Here is an 18,317-nt window from a genome sequence, read left to right on the forward strand (position 1 = left end):
TTCGAGCTGGTCCAACAGGGGGGTTGCATGTTTCGCCATTGCCTTACCTCCACATGGTTGATTATGGGTCTGTCGCTTTGCCAACCAATGAGACGGAAAAACTTTCCGTTCAGACAGAGCGACCCCTGATACACCAATACTGGGCCGGATGTGCGAGGGCACAGTACAAGTCCCGGCCTTACAGCGTGTAACTCCGTTACTACCCTATTTTATGGGCGAGCACAATAGCTCCGGTTCTGTTCACAAGCCAGTCGTGCGCCCCGCGCCGGGAAAAAAGGTGAAAAAAACTGTATTTTCAATAAGTAAAGCATAAAAAGGCTTTTTTTTCAAGTGCCTGTGGCCGCCGGAGTGGTTCCAGAAAGGAACGAGCGGGCGGAAAGTGAGGCTCCGCTTGGCACAGGCGGATTTATAATGGCTTGAAATGTCAAAAATTATTTTTTCCGCGAAAAAAAGAGGCCTGCTCCGTGCCGGAAAAAACCAAGAGAAAAAAAGAACAAGTCCTGAAAGAGGGGGCAATTTTTTTAGGCGCTTCCTTCTTCCCGGAGGGCGCGGATCAGCGGAAAATTTTGGAGCGGGCATCATACTTTATTTTTCCTGTTTTAACAGGTATGATGATCCATCCCTGAAAAGAGGCCTGTCCGCACGGACGGCCATACGGAGGTACAATGAATCTTTTCAAGAAAAGTTCCGAGCGCAGCCTTCATCTGGAAGAGAGGGCCGAACCTCAGCTTTACCGCGAACTTTTCCCCTATACTCGGATAGGGCGCGTCGGGTTCGACGGCACCATCATCGCTCCGCGTCCGGCGGATCCGTGCTTCATCACCGACACCACCTTCCGCGACGGGCAGCAGGCGCGACCTCCGTACACGGTGAAGCAGATCGCCCATATCTTCGACCTCTTGCACAAGCTCGGCGGCAAGAGCGGTCTGATTCAGGCCTCGGAATTCTTCATGTATTCCGCCAAGGACCGCAAGGCCATAGAAACCTGCCGCGCGCGCGGCTACCGCTTCCCCCGGGTGACGGGCTGGATACGCGCCAAGGAAGAGGATCTGCGCATTGCAAGGGACATGGAGTTCGACGAGGTGGGGCTGCTCACCAGCGTGTCGGACTATCATATATACCTTAAATTAGGCAAAACCCGGCAGCAGGCCATGGATGACTATCTGCGCATCGTGGAACGCGCCCTGGAATGGGGCATCGTGCCGCGCTGCCATTTTGAAGATGTCACCCGTGCGGACATATACGGCTTCTGCCTGCCTTTTGCCGCGCGCCTCATGGAACTGGCCCACAAGGCCTCCATGCCGGTGAAGATACGCCTGTGCGACACCATGGGCTTCGGCGTGCCGTATGCCGGGGCGGCGCTTCCGCGTTCGGTGCAGGGCATTGTGCGCGCCTTCACCGATGAGGCGGGCGTGCCCGGCCAGTGGCTGGAATGGCACGGCCACAACGACTTCCACAAGGTGCTGGTCAACGGCGTCACGGCCTGGCTGTACGGCTGCGCCGCGGTGAACGGTGCGCTGCTCGGCTTCGGGGAACGCACGGGCAACACCCCCGTGGAAGCGCTGGTCATGGAATACATCTCCCTCACCGGCAACGACGATGTGGCGGATACCACGGTGATTTCCGAAATCGCCGAATATTTCGCCAAGGAGCTGGAATACGTCATTCCTCCGAACTATCCCTTCGTGGGGAGCGACTTCAACGCCACCAGCGCGGGCGTGCATGTGGACGGCCTTGCCAAGAACGAGGAAATCTACAACATCTTCGATACGGCAAAGATACTCAACCGCCCCGTGCCCATCATCATCACCGACAAGTCCGGCCGTGCCGGCGTGGCGTACTGGATCAACAGCAACATCGAACTCGACGAAAGCCGCCACGTCACCAAGAAGCACCCCGCCGTGGGGCAGATCTACAACGCCATCATGCAGGCCTACGAGGCCGGGCGCAACACCTCCTTCTCCAACAAGGAAATGCTGGCCCTCGTGCGTCAGTACATGCCCGAGCTCTTCGTTTCCGAACTGCAGAAGCTCAAGAGAGTGGCAAGCCGCCTTGCTTCCGGCATCATGACGCGCCTTGCCGAGGCCTGCCGCGCCAGCGCGACGCAGGAGGAGCGCAACAAGGCGCTGCAGACCTTTGCCGATCACTACCCTTATATTCAGTTCATCACTCTCACCGACGCGCAGGGCAAGCTGCTCAAGGCCGTGGTGGCAGATGAGGCCAATACCGGCAAGTACGGGCATCTGCCCGATCCGGGCTATGACTATTCCGACCGCGTATGGTTCAAGATGCCCATGCAGGACGGTGAGCTTCACGTCACCGACGTGTACCAGTCGCAATATACCGGCGCGCTCATCCTTTCCGTTTCCCAGGCCGTGACGGATGAGAAGGACGAGATTGTGGCCGTGCTCTGCGGCGACATACAGCTTGAGGAGATCCTCAAGCATACCGACGACCTGGAAGCTGAGGAAAAGAACAGTTCCGATCAGATGTAGGTTTTCTTCCCGGGGGAGCTTCGGCTCCCCCCTTGTTTCTCACGCCTTCCCGCCGTGTGTTCCGGCGGGCGGCTCTGTCCCGGCGTCACAAGGATGCCCACCGAGGATTGCTTTCATGCGGCCCATCACCACGTCGATTTTTTCCCTGTTCAAGGTCGGACCCGGTCCGTCGAGTTCGCACACCATAGGCCCCATGACGGCGGGCCGTCTTTTTGCCGCCGACTGCTCCGGGCTGCCCCGCGAGGTTCTGGCCCGGGCAGCGCGCATACGGGTGCGCCTTTTCGGTTCCCTGAGCGCCACGGGAGAAGGGCACGGTACGGATGCCGCGGTACTGGCGGGTATTCTCGGTGTGCGCCCGGAAGACTGCCCGCAGGGCTTTCTCTCGAAGCTTTCCGCGGAACCGGCCAGAGAATACCGGGTGGAACTCGGCGTGGGGAGCGCGCTTGTCTCCCTTTCCGACATCGTGCACGACGCCATCGTGCACAACTACCCCTACAGCAACACCCTCCTTGCCGAACTGCACGATGCGGAAGGCGCGGTGCTTTTTGAAAAGGCCTACTATTCCGTGGGCGGCGGCTTCGTCCAGTGGGACGGCTGGAAGGCCCCGGAACTGGGCGAGCCCGTCTATCCCTACGGCAACATGAAGGAACTCAGGAACATTGTCCGCTCCCAGGGCCTGAACATCTACGAAATCATGCTGGCCAATGAATCGGCCATCACCGGAGCCTCGCGCACCACCATCATCGACGAGCTCAACGAGCTTCTGGACAGGATGGAGGAGTCGGTGACGCACGGTCTTGCCGGCAGCGGATATCTTGCCGGGCCGCTCAAGGTGGAACGCAAGGCGCATATGCTCCATGAACGGGCCATGGCGCTTCAGTCCTCCCCGGTGAAGTTCCTTGCCGGGCTCAACGCCTACGCCTTCGCCGCTTCGGAAGAGAACGCCTCGGGCGGCGTCATCGTCACCGCGCCCACCTGCGGTTCCGCCGGCGTCATGCCCGCCCTGGTCTACGCCATGCGGCATGATATGTTCATCGGCGACCGGGCCATACGCGAGGGCTTCCTCGCGGCGGCCGCCGTGGGCTTCATCGCCAAGCACAACGCCAGCATCGCCGGGGCGGAAGTGGGCTGTCAGGGGGAAATCGGCGTGGCCTCCGCCATGGCGGCCGCCATGTTCACCGACGCGCAGGGCAATCCTTCCCGTTATGTGGAGAATGCCGCCGAAGTCGCGCTGGAACATCACCTCGGCATCACCTGCGACCCTGTGGGCGGCTATGTGCAGATTCCCTGCATAGAACGCAACGCCATGGGCGCGGTCAAGGCCTTCAACGCTTCGCTCATCAGCACGGGCACGCGGCCCGAAGCGCACCGTGTTTCCCTGGATGCGGCCATCGCCGCCATGGCGGAAACCGGCAGGGAAATGAGCCACAAGTTCAAGGAAACCTCCATGGGCGGGCTTGCCGTCAGCATGGTCACCTGCTGACGGCAGGGCGGAACTTCTCCTGCTCCTTCTTTTGAAAAGCCGGTGTGTTCTGCGGGAAACATACGGCAATATTTCGTTGTCTTCGTCTGTCTTGTCAGGCTGAATTGAAAAAGATATAGTCGCGCAAAAGGAGCTTACCATGTCTTTTTTTCGCCATATATGTTTGACCGTTGCCTTTCTTTCCGGGGCGCTCATGGCTGCCGGAGACGCCTATGCGGCTCCCGCTTCCGCCCCTGCGGCCGATCCCGCCGCACAGCTTGAGGCCCTTCTGGACGAGCATCCCGAACTTATCCTGAACGTGCTTAAAAAGCACAGCGAGGAAGTGCTCGACATCGTTCAGATGGGTTCGGACAAGCGGCGTCGTACCGTGCTGCTTGAACAGTGGAAGAAGGATATCAACGAACCCAAGCAGGTGGCTGTTCAGGGGCGTCCCGCGGGAGGTCCCGACAATGCGCCCGTGACCATCATCGCCTTTTCCGATTTCGTCTGCGCCTACTGCCATCAGGCCGCCTATACCGTGGGCAACCTCATGAAGCGCTATCCCGGCAAGATCCGCCTCATCTTCAAGCAGATTCCCAAGACGGAATCGGGCCGCATGGCCGCCGAGTGGTTCATTGCCGCCTATCAGATGGACAAGGTCAAGGCCTGGAAGATGTACGCGCTGGTGTTTGACCGTCAGAAGCAGGTGGAGGACAACGCCCTTGCCACGCTTCGCACCATTGCCGCGGAAGTGGGCTATGACGCAAAGGCGCTGGAAGCCTCCGTCAAGAGCAAGGCCCGGGAACTTGATACCATGCTCGCCGGCGACGCCGCCGATGCCAGCGCCCTGGGCTTTGTGGGAACGCCGTATTTTCTTGTGAACAACATGGTGCTGCGCGGCGCTCTGCCCATGGAAAATTTTGTGGACGCCGTGGAAATGGCGCTTGCAAAGACGAATACGGCGGCCAAGTAATCCCATGCACACGGCTTCCGATCCGAAAACGCTGCGCGCTCAGGCGGCGTGGGACTGTTGCACGGCCACCGTCGGCAACTTCGACGGTGTCCATCTCGGCCATCAGGAACTTCTGCGCCGCACGGTGGAGCACGCCCATGCCGCAGGCATGCCCGCTGTTGCCGTCACCTTTGATCCGCATCCCGCCTCCGTACTGTGCGCCTGCGCTCCCAAGGTGCTCTGTTCCACGGCCCAGCGTCTGGAATATATGGAAGCGCAGGGCGTGGATGCCGTGCTGCTTCTGCCTTTCAACCGTGAACTGGCCTCTCAGGGCGCGGGCGACTTCTGCCGCAACGTGCTTCAGCAGGATCTCTGCGTGAGGGATCTGTTCATCGGCTACGACTTCCGCATGGGCCGCGACCATGCCGGGGCGGATCAGCTGCGCGCCCTGTTCCCCCACGTCACCCGTGTGGAGGCTGTGGAGAAGGACGGCGGCCCCGTAAGCTCCACGCGCATACGCAAGGCCCTTGCCGAAGGCAGGCTGGAAGAGGCGAACCGCCTCCTCGGCAGACCTTTTTCCGTACAGGGAGAGGTGGTGCACGGAGAAGGGCGGGGCGGGCCGCTTCTGGGCATTCCCACCGCCAATCTGGATGTGCCGCATTCCCAGGCCATGACGGCCCCCGCCGTGTATGCCACCTCTGCACGTCTTCTGGACGGAGAAGGCGCGGGTAGGTGGCACATGTCCGTGACGAGTTTCTGCAAGAATCCTACCTTCGACGGTTCCGTGCTGACTCTGGAAACCCATATCATGGATTTTTCCGGGGATATCTACGGGCGCGGGCTTGAGGTGCGTTTTCTTGCTCTTCTCCGCAGGGATCGCCGTTTCGACGGGCTGGACGCGCTGAAAGCCCAGCTGCATGCCGATATGGACGAGAGAAGAAGCCTGCCTCTGTAGGCCGGAAAAAAGGCTTGCCCGAGGGCGGCTCTTCATGTAAAAGACAAAGACGTTCCACGGAAAGGTAGCGAAGAGGCCGTAACGCGCTCGACTCGAAATCGAGTTATCGGTGATGAGCCGGTACGTGGGTTCGAATCCCACCCTTTCCGCCATACTATGATTGCTGTAGGGCTTCGATTGTCGTTAGATGTAATCGAAGCCCTTTTATTTTAGCTAGTTACGTGTATTCATGTGCTGCTAGTTGTCTCTGTTTGTGGTTGGTTGTCATTGTCCAACGGTATGTTTTTCGGTATGACTGAGGCGAGGAGAGGCGTTTTCAGGCCTTTTTGAGTCATACCATTTCGCGAAAAAGACATACCAGGCGAAGGGCAACAGGGTGGAATCATGGCAGAAGCGGCGGAAGGCAAAAACAACAGGCTGAGCGCGTCGGAAGTGGGCAAGGCTTTGCGTGCCGGGAAACCTGTCACGCTCAAAGACGGCGGATCGCTTTCTCTTATCGTGACCGGCAAGAACGCGGGGAAGTGGGTATACATAGGGCGTAAATCCGGAGACAGGACCAACATCAAGTTGATCTGCGGTTATGCTCCTGAGACGGGGCTTAGCGCGGCAAGGGCAAAGAGGGATGAATACAGGCTGCTTTTGAAGCAGGGGATCAATCCCAACGAACAGAGACGGGAGGAACTGGCGGAGGCGAAGAGGAAGAAGCAGGAAGCCGAGAAAACCTTTTCCGTCGTTGCCGGTGAATATTTCAGGATTCGCAAGGATATGACCGAGAAGACGCGCCAAGGGGATATGGGGCGCGTCGAGAACCATATCAACCCATTTATCAAGAACATCCCTATTGTGGACATACGCCGGAAGGAACATCTCAAGCCGATAATAGACAAGCTGGTGGCGAGAGAAGCCCATACTCAGGCGCGGCGTGTGGCCGGTCTCATAGAAAGGATTTTTTCCTATGCCGTTGACGCCGGATACATACAAGGAACCCCGGCGGATCACCTGACAAGGCTTGTGCCGAGGCAGGGAAGGGGAGAGATGAAACACCACCCCGCCATTACCGGCAAGGAAGAGGCTGCGGCCATGTTCCGCAAACTGTGGGCTTACATGGAAAGCGGGAGAAGCGGGCCGTCCATTGTGGCCGCCATGCGCCTGTCCTGTTACCTGCCGGTAAGGAACGGGAACATGATCGCGGCAAGGTGGGAAGATATCGACTTGAAGAAAGGCCTCTGGACGTTCTCCCAGACGAAGAACGGGCGAGGCTATACCGTCCCCCTCTCCCGGCAGATGAAAGAGGTGTTCGCGGCGCTGGCCATGTTCCGCCGTGGCGCGTGGTGTTTTCCCAGTGGCTCGAATACAGGCCATGTATCCAACGGCGGATTGATAAAAGTCCTTCGGGCCGCAGGCATACCACAAGGGGAACATTGCCTGCATGGATTCCGCTCCACCTTTGAGACTCTGGCCCTTGAAGCAGGGATACCAAAGCTGATCTGTGAGCGTGCTCTATTCCATGTTGCCGGAGATTCTACGGAACAGGCATACAATCGCGCCGAATACATGGAGCCGCTGGGGCTGGTGCTCCAGTGGTGGGCTGATACCGTGGACGCGCTGAGAGATGGCGAGGATGTGCCGCCCATGCCGGAAAAGCTGATTGCGGCCTATCGGTAGATCGGGCCGTATGGGCATATTTCCGCGTTAGAGTGACTGCGACATTTGCGACAACTGCGACACTTTTCAGGATACACACCTAATCCCTAATATCCCTAGAATCCCTAGAATTGGGAGAAGGGCTTGCGTTGTATAAGTCAATGGCGTATATTCTCCCCTATGAGTACTTCATTGATGACCGTGGTTGAAACTCCGTCGTTCCTCCGCAAGGCAAAAGGGCTTTTGTCAGAGGAAGAGCGCGCGGATCTTGTTGCATTTTTGGCGGAGAACCCGCAGGCGGGCGTGATCATGCCGGAAACCGGCGGAGTGAGAAAACTGCGCTGGGCGAGGCCGGGACAAGGAAAGAGCGGCGGTTATCGGATCATCTACTACTTTCATAACGACGCCATTCCTCTTTTTCTTCTGACCCTCTACGGAAAGAGTGAGAAGGCGAACTTGACCACGGCCGTAAGAAATACGATGCGCCAGTTGACCGCCAAGCTGGCAGAGTATGGGAGAAAGGAACATGAGTGATATCGGCAAGGAAATACTGGAAGGCTTGAAGGATGCCGTGGCCTATATGGATGGGACGGTGGATAGGGAAGATTTCGCCGTGACGGAACTGCCGCCCGCCCATGCGCCCGCCTCTATAGACGTGAAGGCTATTCGGGAAAGTATGGGGCTTTCTCAGGCTCGGTTTGCTTCCGCGTTCGGTCTGTCTCTGTACACGCTCAGGAACTGGGAACAGGGAAGGAGACAACCGGACCCCGCCGCCCGTGCGTACCTCAAGGTTATTTCCGCCGCTCCCGACGTAGTGAGAAAGGCGTTGATGGTATGATCGCTTCCGGCATGGTGACAGGATACAGGGCGACAGTGTGACCATCATTTCCCCGGCATAGAAAAAAGGCCCTACCGCTTTGAGGACGGGGACGCCTATATCGTAGACTATCAGGATTATCACTAGGGGGACATATGGAACGTACAAGAAAGCCGTCCATGCCGGGAGAGGTGCTGAAAGAAATGTATCTGGAACCGCTGGACGTGACGATTACCGACTTTGCGGAACGTATAGGAGTATCCCGCAAGACGGTTTCCGCTCTTGTCAACGGGCGTGCGCCCGTAACGGTGGACATGGCTATGCGTCTGTCCGTTGCTTTGAACACCACGCCTGACTTGTGGCTGAACCTGCAGAGGGCCGTCGATCTTTGGAACGCCCGACAGGAAAAGGGAAGCTGGACGCAGATTCAGCCTCTTGTCATGCAGACGGCATAGCATCCATTTCCCCGGCTAGGTGTGGCGTCATGAACCACGCCGAAAAGCGGCAACTCCTACCGCCTGCCGGGGTTCCATGAAGGAGCGCACAAGGGAGAGTGTGGCGAGATATGGTTGATAGAATATCATGGCACTATAACGAAAAAAAAGAAGTTGTTATAGATAATTGCCCAAATGGAGAACTTTATCCCTTTTCGCTGGTTATAGATTTTTTTCCATATCCTTCTTCATGGTGGTACAAGACTATTATATTAGATAAAACCGTATCAGTTGTATTGAACGGTTTTGTTGATGTTTCTGCGGAAGATGAATTTGAAAGAGTGTTGTCCGGCGAGGTACATCAATCAAAAGCGATATCATTTATGATGACCTATTGCCATATGTCACGCAGGGATATGCAATTTATTGCTGCCATGACGGACAAGGAGAAGTCGGCGCAAGGCACCTCCTCCCCGGAATGGCTCGCCATGCAGGAGAAGGTCGCCGCGCTGGAAGCCGCCCTTGCCGATTCCAGGGCCGAAAACGACAAGCTCAGAGCCGAGAATGAGGAATTGAAAAACGCGCCTCTACGTGGCGGTGAGGACGGGAAAAACGGGCAAGATGAAGAGTTCCCGGCGGAGTATGAAGACCACGGGCTTTTTACCGTGGTAGCCAAGCTGGTTTACGCCCGTGCCCCTGTCTCCGAGATCATGGCCGCGTTGGACGAAGAAAAAGAATTTCTGTCACAGAGGGAGAACGGTTATTTCTTTCACCCTAACCCTGCCGGAAAGTCTCCCTTCACCCTGCGGAACTCCGTAAAGAACACGTTGAAAAAGCGGGTAGCCAAGGGTAGCCAATAAAAAGTGTTGGCTAGCCACTCAAGGGGCTTTGGCTAGCCAATGGCTAATTGGCTACCTTGCGTTGGCTACCCCGTGCCGCGCTAACCTCCTGTGCAAACATAGACAACGGAATGTCTGTGAATGTATCAGGAGGTTTTTTATATGCCTAATATTCTTTCCCCCCGTATGCGTGCGCCGGAAGTGTGCGCCATGCTGCTGTGCTCCCGTGACCACCTGTACAAGCTTGACCGTCTGGGCAAGCTCAAAAAGTACCGTGAATCCGTCCGCTTCGTGTACTGGCTGCGTGAAGAGGTGGAAGCCTACGCCAAAGGGCAGACCGTCACTTCTGCCGGTGAGGGGGAGGCAGTATGCTGAGCATAAAGAAGGCCCCCGCGCAGGCTGTATCAGGGGAAACCAACGCAGGGGCACCCGAAGGAATGAGCAATTCTATCCGTTCTTCCGCCTTCTGGAAAGTCCCCGCCCGTGTGATTTCCTATCAAAAAGCCACTTGCCAAGGCTCCATTGTGGTCTATGGCGGTCTATTGTCCTTGACTCATGGCGAGGGATGGGGCATGGTTGAGGCCCCTAAGTATCTGTCGAAGGTGAGCGACACCTTTTCTACTCTCCCAAGGGGTAGAAGAACATTCGTGCGCAAGTCTTTTGCTATCAAATGTCCTGCCGGTGGTGTATCTGCTGGCGGTGACTTTGTGCATATTGGCGGCAACGCAAGCTCCGTATTCCGAGAGGGTACGGCTGCCTTCGACAGAGGCAGGGGAAAGCAGGTGTTGCCGCCTCTTTGCGTTTAATTCCCAAAAGTCTGTCGAGGTATTTCCCTATGATTGACGCCAAAACTCCCGCGTCCCGTTCCATCCGTTCCCTGACCACCGAACAACTCAACCGCTCCATTGAACTGCTCGATCACGTCGAGGCATTGCAGGTGCAGATATCCAGACAGGCCCGATCCTGGCCGGACATCGTTTTTCACCTGCTCAACGGTAACCAGCTTGCACCAATGGACGCCAACGACACCCGCGAGGCTTTGGGTCATGCGCTTCTCCCTGGATACCGCGTGCTGGCCTGTGCCGAAGCTCTTAGGCATGAGCTAAGGCACCAGCGGGCCGTGCTGCTGGCGGTGGAGCGGCTGATTGATCTGAACTGCCGCGATGATGAGGAGGCCGGCCATGCGTAGAGCTCTCCGTTTTCTCCGTCATGTGCGCCGTGCCGAGTCCGCTGCTTCCTCTCCCGAGTCCTTTTCTTCCATTCTGCCGGAAACCATGTCCCTGCGCCGCGTGGATGCTCTGACTGCGTACCGGCATGAACTGATCGCCTTCCGGGACGACGTGCTGACCCGTGCCCGCGAGCTGGACGCCATGCGCCGGGAGGCCGTGGGCCGTTCCTGCTTTGACCTTGTGGACACTGTGCCCGGTGGCGGCATGGCCCTTCATACCGTGGCCGAAAAGCTGATGTATGGCGCCGCCCTGTCCCTGCCTCTCCGGCGGGCGATTGATGAGGCGGAAACGAATCTGCTTCCCCTGCTGGCCGTGGCTCGTGTGCTGGACGCTCAGGAAGCCGGGGAGGTGCGCCATGAGTAGGACGAACCTTTCCATTTCTGCCGGATATGCTGTGTCCCGCCGCCGTGAGGCTCTCAGGCTTTCGGAACGCGGCAAGCTGATGGTTGGGACGGCACTTGTTCTTCTGGAGCTTGTGGCCGTGGCCGGGCTGTTCGGCTGGCTGGACCGGCAGGACGATGAACTTTCCCATGCCGGAATCAACTTTGAAGAGCTGGCCGGGGAGGTACGGTGATGAAGAGCCTGAACCGATTGAAAAACCATCAGGATATGGCGGCGCTGGCCTATGCCGTGAGCGCTCTGCATCGTGATGCTGCGCAGGCGGATGATGACATGGTGGAATGTATGTTGAACCGGGCCGCCGCGATATGCGTATTTCTGCTTGAAGAGTTGACCAGAGAAGGACGCCATGAACATATTTCCCATGACTGAAGAATACACGCCGTTTGACCTTGCGGAGAAGGCCCGCCGCACCCTTTCAGACGCCGGGCTGGTGGTGGAAGAGGTGGACCTTTCCGGGGAATTGGTGACGTGCGGCACCACGAAGAAGCCGTGCGGCACCGACGGGCGGTACGCCGTACACCTCGACTTTCCGCCCAACGTATGGCTGGTGAACTACCATGAAGGAGGCGAGGGCCGGACGGTTCCCCTGTATGACAAGGGCGCGCTGAACGCCATGACAGAGGCCGAAAGGGAGGAAATGCGGGAGAGGATCCGGCAAGGCAAAGAAAAGGCTCTGAAAGAGAAGGAGGAGGAGCGCAGGGCCGCCGCTGAGAAGGCGAACAGCCTCTTTCCAACCTTCCCCCTTGCCGGAGAGGATAACGCCTATCTGAGGCGCAAGGGCGTGCTTCCCCGTGGCGATATGCGACAGGACAAGGGCGGGCGGCTGGTGCTTCCGGTGAGGAACGCGGAAGGCCGGCTTGCAAGCTTGCAGTTTATCGATGGGACAAAGACGAAGGACAACAAGCGTTTTCTCAAGGGCGGGGAAAAGAAAGGCTGCTACTTTCCCATACCGGCAAAGAATGGAAGGCAGGACGGGCCGCTGCTCATTGGTGAGGGCGTGGCAACGCTGCTCAGTGCCTGCATGGCGACGGGGTACGGCGGGCTTACTGCGTTCGACGCCGGGAACCTTGAACACGTGGCCAGAATGGCGCGGGAGAAGTACCCGGACAGGGAGATAGTTCTGCTGGCCGACAACGATATCCACGAGGACGGAAGCCGGAATACCGGTGTAGAGGAGGCGACGGCGGCGGCGCAGGCCGTGGGCGGCAAGCTGGCCGTGTGTCCGGCAATAAGGGGACGCAAGGCAGATTTCAATGATCTGTTCACGGATGATCCTGAGAACGGGCCGGAGAAGGTGCGCGTGGTGATTGAGAAGGCCATACGAGAGTGCGGGGAAACTCGCTTGCCTGCCGGTTATTTCATCCGTGCGACGGGAGACAAGGCCGGGTTGTACAAGCTGGAAGAGAAGGGAGACGATGTGCAGGAATACAGACTGGGGCCGCCTCTCCGTGTTCTGGGAAGAACCAAAGATGAACACTCCAAGAACTGGGGCTTTCTGCTTGAATGGCGTGACCCTGCAAACGTGTTGCACCGTATGGCCCTGCCGGAAGAATCATTACAAAAGCAAGGCCGTGAATGGGCGTCTATGCTGGCCGCTGACGGATATAGTGTTGCCCCCGGCATGCATGGAAGATTCGTGAACTTCCTCTACGGTATCCAGACAAAACGCATGATTACCAACGTGTCCAAGGTTGGCTGGTTCAACAAGGGAGACGTGAAAGCAACGACGGAAGATGAATATTGCTTTGTCCTGCCTGATGTAACTATCGGCGCGGAAGATGGCATTGTCGTATTGCAGACGCTGGACTTCGTGCGGAACGCATACCAGACGGGCGGAAGCTTTGAGAAATGGCAAGAGATGGCGGCCTTGTGTGCGGGCAATTCTCGACTCTCCTTTTTCCTGTGCGCTGGTTTCGCCGGTGCTCTGCTCAAACCGGCAGGCATGGAAGGCGGCGGTTTTTCCATAGAGGGGGATTCCAGTTGCGGGAAAAGCACCTGTCTCAAGGTTGCGGCCTCCGCTTGGAATGAATGCGAAAAGCTCCGCACTTGGCGCACTACTTCAAACGGCCTTGAAGCTGTAGCTACCATGTTCAATGACGGCGTTCTGGTGTTGGATGAAGTCGGAGAGGTTCAAGCGCATGACTTGTCAGAAGCGGCCTACATGCTTGCCAATGGTTCGGGCAAGACTCGTGCCGGACGTAGTGGCGGCGCAAGGCAAACGGCGTCTTGGCGTCTGTTGTTCCTTTCCAGTGGTGAGGTTGGCTTGAAGGATAAGCTTGAAGCAGCAGGAATAAAGCCAAGGGCGGGGCAAGAAGTCCGCTATGTGAACATTCCTATTGATGCTTCAATGGTGAGCGAGTTGCACGGGTTCGATGATTCCGCGTCTCTGGTGAACCATATAAGGAACCTGTGCGAAAACAACTACGGCCATGCGAGCAGGGCTTTTCTTGGCTGGTTGGTGAAGAACTACAACGAAGTTCAAAGCACACTCGGCAAGGCTATCCCCTGCATAGAAAACAAGCTGTGCCCCTCTGATGCCGGAGAACAGGTGCACCGCGTGGCCCGCCGCTTTGCGCTGGTTGCTGTGGCGGGAAACCTTGCCAAGGCCGCCGGTATTATCCCTGATGCCGTAAATCCCGTGTGGGCCGTGCGTTCCTGCTTTGACGGCTGGCTTTCCATGCGTGGCAGCGCGGGGGCTTCCGAAGATGCGGCCATTCTTTCGACTGTTCAGCTTTTCATTGAGCGCAACGGGCAAAGCTGCTTTCAGGACATTGACCATCCCGACGCCGTTTGCATCAACCGCGTAGGGTTCCGGCGGAAGGTCGGAGATAACCGCTATGAATACATCGTGCTGCGTGAGTCCTTCAAGAAGATGATCGGAGATTATGGAGTCAAAAGGGCATTAGCGGTGCTTGAAAATCATGGCTGGCTGAAAGTTGAGGCCGGGCGAATTGATCCTAAAGTGTCGCTTCCCGGACTGGGAAGGCCGCGCGTGTACGTCCTGACCATGCCCGATGACTCCGAAAACTGAAACAAACTTGTTTTTTTCGTTGGGGCAACTGGGGCAGATGGGGCAGTTCATATATTTCAATGAGTTATCTTGAAAAATCCTGCCCCAAAAGTGCCCCAAGTGCCCCGAAAAAATGGGGCAGGCAAGAAATTGAAGGCTTGCAAAATTTGCGGGGTGCCCCAAGTGCCCCAAAATAAAAAAGCGTTTGGGGCAGGCAAAAACGGCTGAAAACCGTTGTGCCGCAACGGGTGCCCCAACTGCCCCAAGTGCCCCAAGCAAAAAATCATACTTGTTTTGTTTTTCAGGCGGTGAGGCCATGAACGAAAGCGAAATGTTCGGCTTGATGATGGGCGATATGTATGAATCCGATGACCTCGAAAAGGGGCAGGCGGAAGAACGGGTAGAGGAAAAGAACGCGGGGGAACCGGCAAAAGATGAGCTTCCTACACTGCCGGAAGAAAGGCCCCTTGCGGAGCCTGTAGGGGCCGCTGGTGAGGCCGAGGCTATGGGATGGGGAACGGAGTCGGGCGAGGCGTCGGAAGTCGGCGCAAGGGCGCGGGCGCGGTTCCATGAGCCGCCGACGGATCGGCGAGGCTTTCCCGACTTCCCCACGTTCTGCGCCGGGTATGGGAAGAGCTGCAGCAAGTGTCGGTTCTTCCACGAGGGCAAGGGCCCCTTCTGCCTTGTGTGGGGTGAGGCGTGGCCGGACTTCCAGAGGGAGGCCGAGACGGATACGGCGACATGGTGAGGGCCGTCTGTGCTCTTTTTGGGGCATGGAGCATCCATCAAAAAAACGAAAAACGCGCCTCTCCGTGGCGCAGGCGGGAGAAAAAGTAATGCTTGAAAAGCTAGATGTTGAATACGTTGTAAACGGTGAGACTTGCCTTGTGGATGATAAGAAGTTGAAGGTTGCCTATATGGACGAGTTCCAAGTTATGGACGCCTTGCTTCTTTCTGCTGACAAGATTCTTGCAGAGAGGTGGAATCTTGGGGCGGTCGGTCTGCTGCTGAACGCTTACCAGTGCATAAAAGAAATGCGCGAACTTCTTGAAACTGGGGAAACTCCTGAAGAGGTGCAGGAGGCGAAAGAGTGAAAATCATCATAGACACGCGAGAACAACGGCCGTTCGCGTTCCTGGGACAAAACGGCGACATTGAAACGGAGCGCGGGACGCTGTCCCTGGGAGACTATTCCCTTGCCGGGCTGACTGACCGCGTGGCCGTGGAACGAAAGAGCCTTGCTGATCTGGTCATGTGTCTGGGGACTGAGAGAGAGCGGTTTCAGCGGGAACTCATGAGGGCGGCCGCGCTGGAAGCCTTCTGTGTCGTGGTAGAAGCAAGCTGGCAGGAGTTGGCGGCGGGCAAGTATCGTTCCAAGCTCTCCCCTGCGTCCGGCATGGCGTCGGTGCTGGCCTTCATGGCACGGCACCGTATCCCCTTCCTCTTTGCCGGTAATCGTGCCAATGCGGAGGCCGTGACGGCTGGTTTCCTCCGGCAATATGTGAAGGGCAAGGTGCATGAATTGAAGGCCGTACAAGAGGCCGTGGGCGTCCTGTAAAAGCAGGTCGGAACAGGGGTCGCCTACTACGGAAAACTAGAGGTGCGCAAACTGTCCCTACCTGGTAAAACTTGGGAAAGCATCGAGAGGCCGGTGCGCGGGGGCCGTTCCCGGGAGACTGGGGCGGCCTCTATTCGTATGCCGGGGCGCGGTGTGTGCCGCCGGTGTGCGATGGCGTAGAATGGCGAGTCCTTCAGGCCATGACAGGGAGGTGAGGCGGTGAACGGTTCCATGCGTCTATGCCGGTATTGCGGCGGTCCTCTCCCCGACGGCTCGACAAGGCATAGGCTTTACTGCTCCGATCATTGCAGGCGGAAGTATCAGGACGCAAGGCGCAAGGCTGAACGGGACGAGTTGAAGGCAATCCGGCATGAAGACAAGGCGGGGGACGTGTGGCTCGATCCGTGGTCACGGTGCGACGTGGACGATTGGACGGCGGAAGAGATACTTGCCAACGCCCTTCTTGACCCTCTCCCCGCCGGACTGGGATGGGATGACGCGGGCAAGGTCAAGGTTACGTCAAGGCCGGGGAACCATGAGGGAACCATGAGGACGGGCAAGGACAACGAGGTTACGGCGAGGTTGGCAAGGCGGAAGGCGCGCAGGGAAAGCCGCAGGGAGAGGCGGAGGGCTACAAGGTTACTGCAAGGTTTGGGGACGGTAAGGTTACGGTAAGGTAGCAGGCCGGTAGCAGGTGGCAACCGCAAAAAAAAGAGGCCGATAAGTTGACGGCTGGTTGACGGCGTAAACCACAAAAAAAAGAGAGGGACCAGGCGGAACGTCAACGGCAAGTCAACGGTGTTGACCTCAAAAAAGGAACCGGCAAGGGGTGAGGCTGGCAGGTACTCAGCTCAAAGTTGAGCGCAGTGGAAAGCGTAGCAAATGTCGCACAAGTCGCAGTTGTCGCAGGGGTGCCAGAACAGAAACAGGGCTAGCAATCGGCCTGCTATCCTTCCTTACCTGCCGGTACTATCCCCAAACTTGGGGGCAGTGAGCCGGCTCATATCTGAGCGCGCCGTCTTCCTTACCTGCCGGAACTCGCCACAAGGCCGGAGAGGCGCGGAACGTGGACGCCATACCCACACAACAGGCCGGGCGGTAAACGTGTCTCTCCGTGGCGCGTAGTGGCTTGACGGGGTATGTCCGGCATGAGAGAGTGAACGCGGGGACAACGGGCGATTCATGGGAGATTCCGCCTCCAAGGTTGCGGGCCGTCTGGGAAACTGGGCGGCCTTTTCTTGTGGGCTGTGACCTTGCCGGTAAAAATTAAGCCATATCCGGGTAATACTTGTTCCGTAAGGTTAGCTTGAAGTCTCAACCTACAACCTGAGAGGATATCCATGTCCCGCAAGTTCCTCCCCTTGATGATGGCTTTATTTCTGCTCGCGTCCGTCGTCGTTCTTGGTGAAGGTTTCGCCTCTTCTTTCCCTTCTTTTGGCGCGTCGATTGACGCGGGAATCGCGTATGCGGATGATGATGGCGACGACTGGGATGACGATGATGATCGTGACGATGATGACGACGATGATGACGACGATGATGATGACGATGATCGGCGACGTGGAAGACGGCGTTATTGAAATGTGAATGTACAGGCGGGGGCTTCAAATGGGAGTGACCCCGCCTAGTGGATCATCGTCTGAAAATGGTATGATTTTTGGTATGGTTTTTGTGAAGTGAAAACTATTGAATTGTGTAATATCAATATGTTACAAGCGTAGTTTGGTGGCCACCCTTTCCGCCAGTTTAGATGCTGAGAAAGTCCCATAAGGTACATAAACCCTTGTGGGACTTATTTTTTTTAAAAAATTATAGTCCCGCATAATCCAGGAAGCAACATGGACATACCCCCAAAATTGGGGGTACATTTGGGGGTATCTTGCGAAAATATCGGATGGCCCCTTTGAAAATACCCCCAAATGGAGTAAATCATGCGTAAAGTCAATATGTTATCGGCTAAAGAAGTCGAAAAAGCCAAGCCTCTGGAGAAGCCCTACAAGCTCATAGACGGAGAAGGTCTCTACCTGTATGTCACGCCTGCCGGAGGCAAGTTCTGGAGGTTGAAATATAGAAGACCTGATGACAAGGAAGACACTTTGAGTCTGGGTATGTTGGCTCATGTCTCGCTGAAAAAAGCGCGTGAGCTTAAGCTGGAAGCCAAAAAGAAACTGGCCGAAGGGATTGACCCGAAGGAAGAGCAAAAGCGTCTGAAAAGCGGCGCAGAGGCTGAGAAAAGGAAAACCGTTCTGACCTTCGAGAGGATAGGTCGGGAATGGTTCGAAAAGAGGAGCCTCGATAAACAGGAAGGGTATAAGAAGCTTCTGAAGAATCGACTGGAGAATCAGCTTTTTCCCGCCTTTGGCTCTATGGCTATGGAAGACGTCGACGCGCCCGTCATTCTTACGGCTTTGAGGGTAGTGGAAAAGCGAGGTGCCTATGATATGGCTAGGTTCAGGACTCATTAAATATAAAAGATGACAATGGCAGCGAGACAAATGGCCGAAAAGAACGTGTGTGCAC

Annotated in this window: 22 protein-coding genes and 1 tRNA gene; 22 read left to right on the forward strand and 1 reads right to left on the reverse strand. The window is 56.9% G+C overall.

The features are described 5' to 3' along the window. Positions 1-240 precede the first annotated feature (240 nt). Complete coding sequence (locus tag Q0K07_RS10075; RefSeq protein WP_294558895.1) at positions 241-582, reverse strand: hypothetical protein; 342 nt, start codon at positions 580-582, stop codon at positions 241-243. Positions 583-665: 83 nt separating this feature from the next. Here Q0K07_RS10075 and Q0K07_RS10080 point away from each other — a divergent pair, with 83 nt between their 5' ends. From Q0K07_RS10080 to Q0K07_RS10185, 22 genes are all read left to right on the forward strand, one after another. Further along, a complete protein-coding gene (locus Q0K07_RS10080) occupies positions 666-2,495 on the forward strand; it encodes a histone-lysine N-methyltransferase (RefSeq protein ID WP_294558897.1) in 1,830 nt (609 codons plus the stop codon). 115 nt (positions 2,496-2,610) lie between these two features. After that, complete coding sequence (locus tag Q0K07_RS10085) at positions 2,611-3,978, forward strand: L-serine ammonia-lyase (RefSeq protein ID WP_294558898.1); 1,368 nt, start codon at positions 2,611-2,613, stop codon at positions 3,976-3,978. A gap of 139 nt (positions 3,979-4,117) precedes the next feature. Continuing rightward, entirely contained in the window at positions 4,118-4,930 is an 813-nt protein-coding gene (locus tag Q0K07_RS10090; RefSeq protein WP_294558900.1) for a thioredoxin domain-containing protein, read from the forward strand. A gap of 4 nt (positions 4,931-4,934) precedes the next feature. Next, the gene (gene ribF, locus Q0K07_RS10095) at positions 4,935-5,864 is read left to right on the forward strand and encodes a riboflavin biosynthesis protein RibF (RefSeq protein WP_294558901.1); all 930 of its coding nucleotides are present in this window, start codon (positions 4,935-4,937) and stop codon (positions 5,862-5,864) included. A gap of 58 nt (positions 5,865-5,922) precedes the next feature. After that, positions 5,923-6,016: transfer RNA gene (locus tag Q0K07_RS10100), tRNA-Ser, on the forward strand. A gap of 232 nt (positions 6,017-6,248) precedes the next feature. Then, complete coding sequence (locus Q0K07_RS10105) at positions 6,249-7,529, forward strand: site-specific integrase (RefSeq protein ID WP_294558902.1); 1,281 nt, start codon at positions 6,249-6,251, stop codon at positions 7,527-7,529. Positions 7,530-7,688: 159 nt separating this feature from the next. Beyond that, on the forward strand, positions 7,689-8,042 hold the full coding sequence (locus tag Q0K07_RS10110; RefSeq protein ID WP_294558903.1) for a type II toxin-antitoxin system RelE/ParE family toxin: 354 nt from the start codon (positions 7,689-7,691) through the stop codon (positions 8,040-8,042). Then, positions 8,035-8,346: a helix-turn-helix domain-containing protein gene (locus Q0K07_RS10115; RefSeq protein WP_294558904.1), complete on the forward strand. Its 312-nt coding sequence runs from the start codon at positions 8,035-8,037 to the stop codon at positions 8,344-8,346. Before Q0K07_RS10110 ends, Q0K07_RS10115 begins: the two co-directional genes overlap by 8 nt. Positions 8,347-8,480: 134 nt before the next feature. Beyond that, entirely contained in the window at positions 8,481-8,780 is a 300-nt protein-coding gene (locus tag Q0K07_RS10120) for a HigA family addiction module antitoxin (RefSeq protein WP_294558905.1), read from the forward strand. A 110-nt stretch (positions 8,781-8,890) separates the two neighbouring features. Continuing rightward, positions 8,891-9,619 carry a hypothetical protein gene (locus Q0K07_RS10125; RefSeq protein WP_294558906.1) on the forward strand — a complete coding sequence of 243 codons (729 nt, stop codon included), beginning with the start codon at positions 8,891-8,893 and terminating at the stop codon, positions 9,617-9,619. Positions 9,620-9,760: 141 nt separating this feature from the next. Then, positions 9,761-9,973: a hypothetical protein gene (locus Q0K07_RS10130; protein WP_294558907.1), complete on the forward strand. Its 213-nt coding sequence runs from the start codon at positions 9,761-9,763 to the stop codon at positions 9,971-9,973. Continuing rightward, positions 9,967-10,404 carry a hypothetical protein gene (locus Q0K07_RS10135; RefSeq protein WP_294558908.1) on the forward strand — a complete coding sequence of 146 codons (438 nt, stop codon included), beginning with the start codon at positions 9,967-9,969 and terminating at the stop codon, positions 10,402-10,404. Before Q0K07_RS10130 ends, Q0K07_RS10135 begins: the two co-directional genes overlap by 7 nt. 29 nt (positions 10,405-10,433) lie before the next feature. Continuing rightward, complete coding sequence (locus tag Q0K07_RS10140) at positions 10,434-10,787, forward strand: hypothetical protein (protein WP_294558909.1); 354 nt, start codon at positions 10,434-10,436, stop codon at positions 10,785-10,787. Continuing rightward, positions 10,780-11,190, forward strand: coding sequence for a hypothetical protein (locus Q0K07_RS10145; RefSeq protein WP_294558910.1), 411 nt, complete (start codon positions 10,780-10,782; stop codon positions 11,188-11,190). The genes Q0K07_RS10140 and Q0K07_RS10145 overlap by 8 nt, the downstream gene beginning before the upstream one ends. After that, positions 11,183-11,401 carry a hypothetical protein gene (locus tag Q0K07_RS10150; protein WP_294558911.1) on the forward strand — a complete coding sequence of 73 codons (219 nt, stop codon included), beginning with the start codon at positions 11,183-11,185 and terminating at the stop codon, positions 11,399-11,401. Before Q0K07_RS10145 ends, Q0K07_RS10150 begins: the two co-directional genes overlap by 8 nt. After that, the gene (locus tag Q0K07_RS10155) at positions 11,401-11,598 is read left to right on the forward strand and encodes a hypothetical protein (protein WP_294558912.1); all 198 of its coding nucleotides are present in this window, start codon (positions 11,401-11,403) and stop codon (positions 11,596-11,598) included. Before Q0K07_RS10150 ends, Q0K07_RS10155 begins: the two co-directional genes overlap by 1 nt. Further along, positions 11,576-14,260 (forward strand): DUF927 domain-containing protein, encoded by a 2,685-nt coding sequence (locus Q0K07_RS10160; RefSeq protein ID WP_294558913.1) that lies wholly within the window; start codon positions 11,576-11,578, stop codon positions 14,258-14,260. The genes Q0K07_RS10155 and Q0K07_RS10160 overlap by 23 nt, the downstream gene beginning before the upstream one ends. A gap of 295 nt (positions 14,261-14,555) precedes the next feature. Then, on the forward strand, positions 14,556-14,987 hold the full coding sequence (locus Q0K07_RS10165; protein WP_294558914.1) for a hypothetical protein: 432 nt from the start codon (positions 14,556-14,558) through the stop codon (positions 14,985-14,987). Between the two features lie 25 nt (positions 14,988-15,012). Then, positions 15,013-15,333 (forward strand): hypothetical protein, encoded by a 321-nt coding sequence (locus Q0K07_RS10170; protein ID WP_294558916.1) that lies wholly within the window; start codon positions 15,013-15,015, stop codon positions 15,331-15,333. Beyond that, positions 15,330-15,797, forward strand: coding sequence for an ERCC4 domain-containing protein (locus tag Q0K07_RS10175; protein WP_294558917.1), 468 nt, complete (start codon positions 15,330-15,332; stop codon positions 15,795-15,797). The genes Q0K07_RS10170 and Q0K07_RS10175 overlap by 4 nt, the downstream gene beginning before the upstream one ends. Before the next feature lie 1,340 nt (positions 15,798-17,137). Then, entirely contained in the window at positions 17,138-17,377 is a 240-nt protein-coding gene (locus Q0K07_RS10180) for a hypothetical protein (RefSeq protein ID WP_294558918.1), read from the forward strand. 351 nt (positions 17,378-17,728) lie between these two features. Continuing rightward, the gene (locus tag Q0K07_RS10185) at positions 17,729-18,262 is read left to right on the forward strand and encodes an integrase arm-type DNA-binding domain-containing protein (protein WP_294558919.1); all 534 of its coding nucleotides are present in this window, start codon (positions 17,729-17,731) and stop codon (positions 18,260-18,262) included. Positions 18,263-18,317 lie beyond the last annotated feature (55 nt).

The organism is uncultured Mailhella sp. (assembly GCF_944324615.1).
Taxonomy (GTDB): Bacteria; Desulfobacterota; Desulfovibrionia; order Desulfovibrionales; family Desulfovibrionaceae; genus Mailhella.

What these genes read in the sequence shown, in the direction of transcription:
- Q0K07_RS10165 (WP_294558914.1), top strand. Translation starts at nt 14,556, where the DNA reads ATGAACGAAAGCGAAATGTTCGGCTTGATGATGGGCGATATGTATGAA.
- Q0K07_RS10120 (WP_294558905.1), top strand. Translation starts at nt 8,481, where the DNA reads ATGGAACGTACAAGAAAGCCGTCCATGCCGGGAGAGGTGCTGAAAGAA.
- Q0K07_RS10110 (WP_294558903.1), top strand. Translation starts at nt 7,689, where the DNA reads ATGAGTACTTCATTGATGACCGTGGTTGAAACTCCGTCGTTCCTCCGC.
- Q0K07_RS10085 (WP_294558898.1), top strand. Translation starts at nt 2,611, where the DNA reads ATGCGGCCCATCACCACGTCGATTTTTTCCCTGTTCAAGGTCGGACCC.
- Q0K07_RS10090 (WP_294558900.1), top strand. Translation starts at nt 4,118, where the DNA reads ATGTCTTTTTTTCGCCATATATGTTTGACCGTTGCCTTTCTTTCCGGG.
- Q0K07_RS10075 (WP_294558895.1), bottom strand. Translation starts at nt 582, where the DNA reads ATGATGCCCGCTCCAAAATTTTCCGCTGATCCGCGCCCTCCGGGAAGA.
- Q0K07_RS10130 (WP_294558907.1), top strand. Translation starts at nt 9,761, where the DNA reads ATGCCTAATATTCTTTCCCCCCGTATGCGTGCGCCGGAAGTGTGCGCC.
- Q0K07_RS10185 (WP_294558919.1), top strand. Translation starts at nt 17,729, where the DNA reads ATGCGTAAAGTCAATATGTTATCGGCTAAAGAAGTCGAAAAAGCCAAG.
- Q0K07_RS10160 (WP_294558913.1), top strand. Translation starts at nt 11,576, where the DNA reads ATGAACATATTTCCCATGACTGAAGAATACACGCCGTTTGACCTTGCG.
- Q0K07_RS10155 (WP_294558912.1), top strand. Translation starts at nt 11,401, where the DNA reads ATGAAGAGCCTGAACCGATTGAAAAACCATCAGGATATGGCGGCGCTG.
- Q0K07_RS10125 (WP_294558906.1), top strand. Translation starts at nt 8,891, where the DNA reads ATGGTTGATAGAATATCATGGCACTATAACGAAAAAAAAGAAGTTGTT.
- Q0K07_RS10135 (WP_294558908.1), top strand. Translation starts at nt 9,967, where the DNA reads ATGCTGAGCATAAAGAAGGCCCCCGCGCAGGCTGTATCAGGGGAAACC.
- Q0K07_RS10170 (WP_294558916.1), top strand. Translation starts at nt 15,013, where the DNA reads ATGGAGCATCCATCAAAAAAACGAAAAACGCGCCTCTCCGTGGCGCAG.
- Q0K07_RS10140 (WP_294558909.1), top strand. Translation starts at nt 10,434, where the DNA reads ATGATTGACGCCAAAACTCCCGCGTCCCGTTCCATCCGTTCCCTGACC.
- Q0K07_RS10145 (WP_294558910.1), top strand. Translation starts at nt 10,780, where the DNA reads ATGCGTAGAGCTCTCCGTTTTCTCCGTCATGTGCGCCGTGCCGAGTCC.
- Q0K07_RS10080 (WP_294558897.1), top strand. Translation starts at nt 666, where the DNA reads ATGAATCTTTTCAAGAAAAGTTCCGAGCGCAGCCTTCATCTGGAAGAG.
- ribF (WP_294558901.1), top strand. Translation starts at nt 4,935, where the DNA reads ATGCACACGGCTTCCGATCCGAAAACGCTGCGCGCTCAGGCGGCGTGG.
- Q0K07_RS10115 (WP_294558904.1), top strand. Translation starts at nt 8,035, where the DNA reads ATGAGTGATATCGGCAAGGAAATACTGGAAGGCTTGAAGGATGCCGTG.
- Q0K07_RS10180 (WP_294558918.1), top strand. Translation starts at nt 17,138, where the DNA reads ATGTCCCGCAAGTTCCTCCCCTTGATGATGGCTTTATTTCTGCTCGCG.
- Q0K07_RS10105 (WP_294558902.1), top strand. Translation starts at nt 6,249, where the DNA reads ATGGCAGAAGCGGCGGAAGGCAAAAACAACAGGCTGAGCGCGTCGGAA.
- Q0K07_RS10150 (WP_294558911.1), top strand. Translation starts at nt 11,183, where the DNA reads ATGAGTAGGACGAACCTTTCCATTTCTGCCGGATATGCTGTGTCCCGC.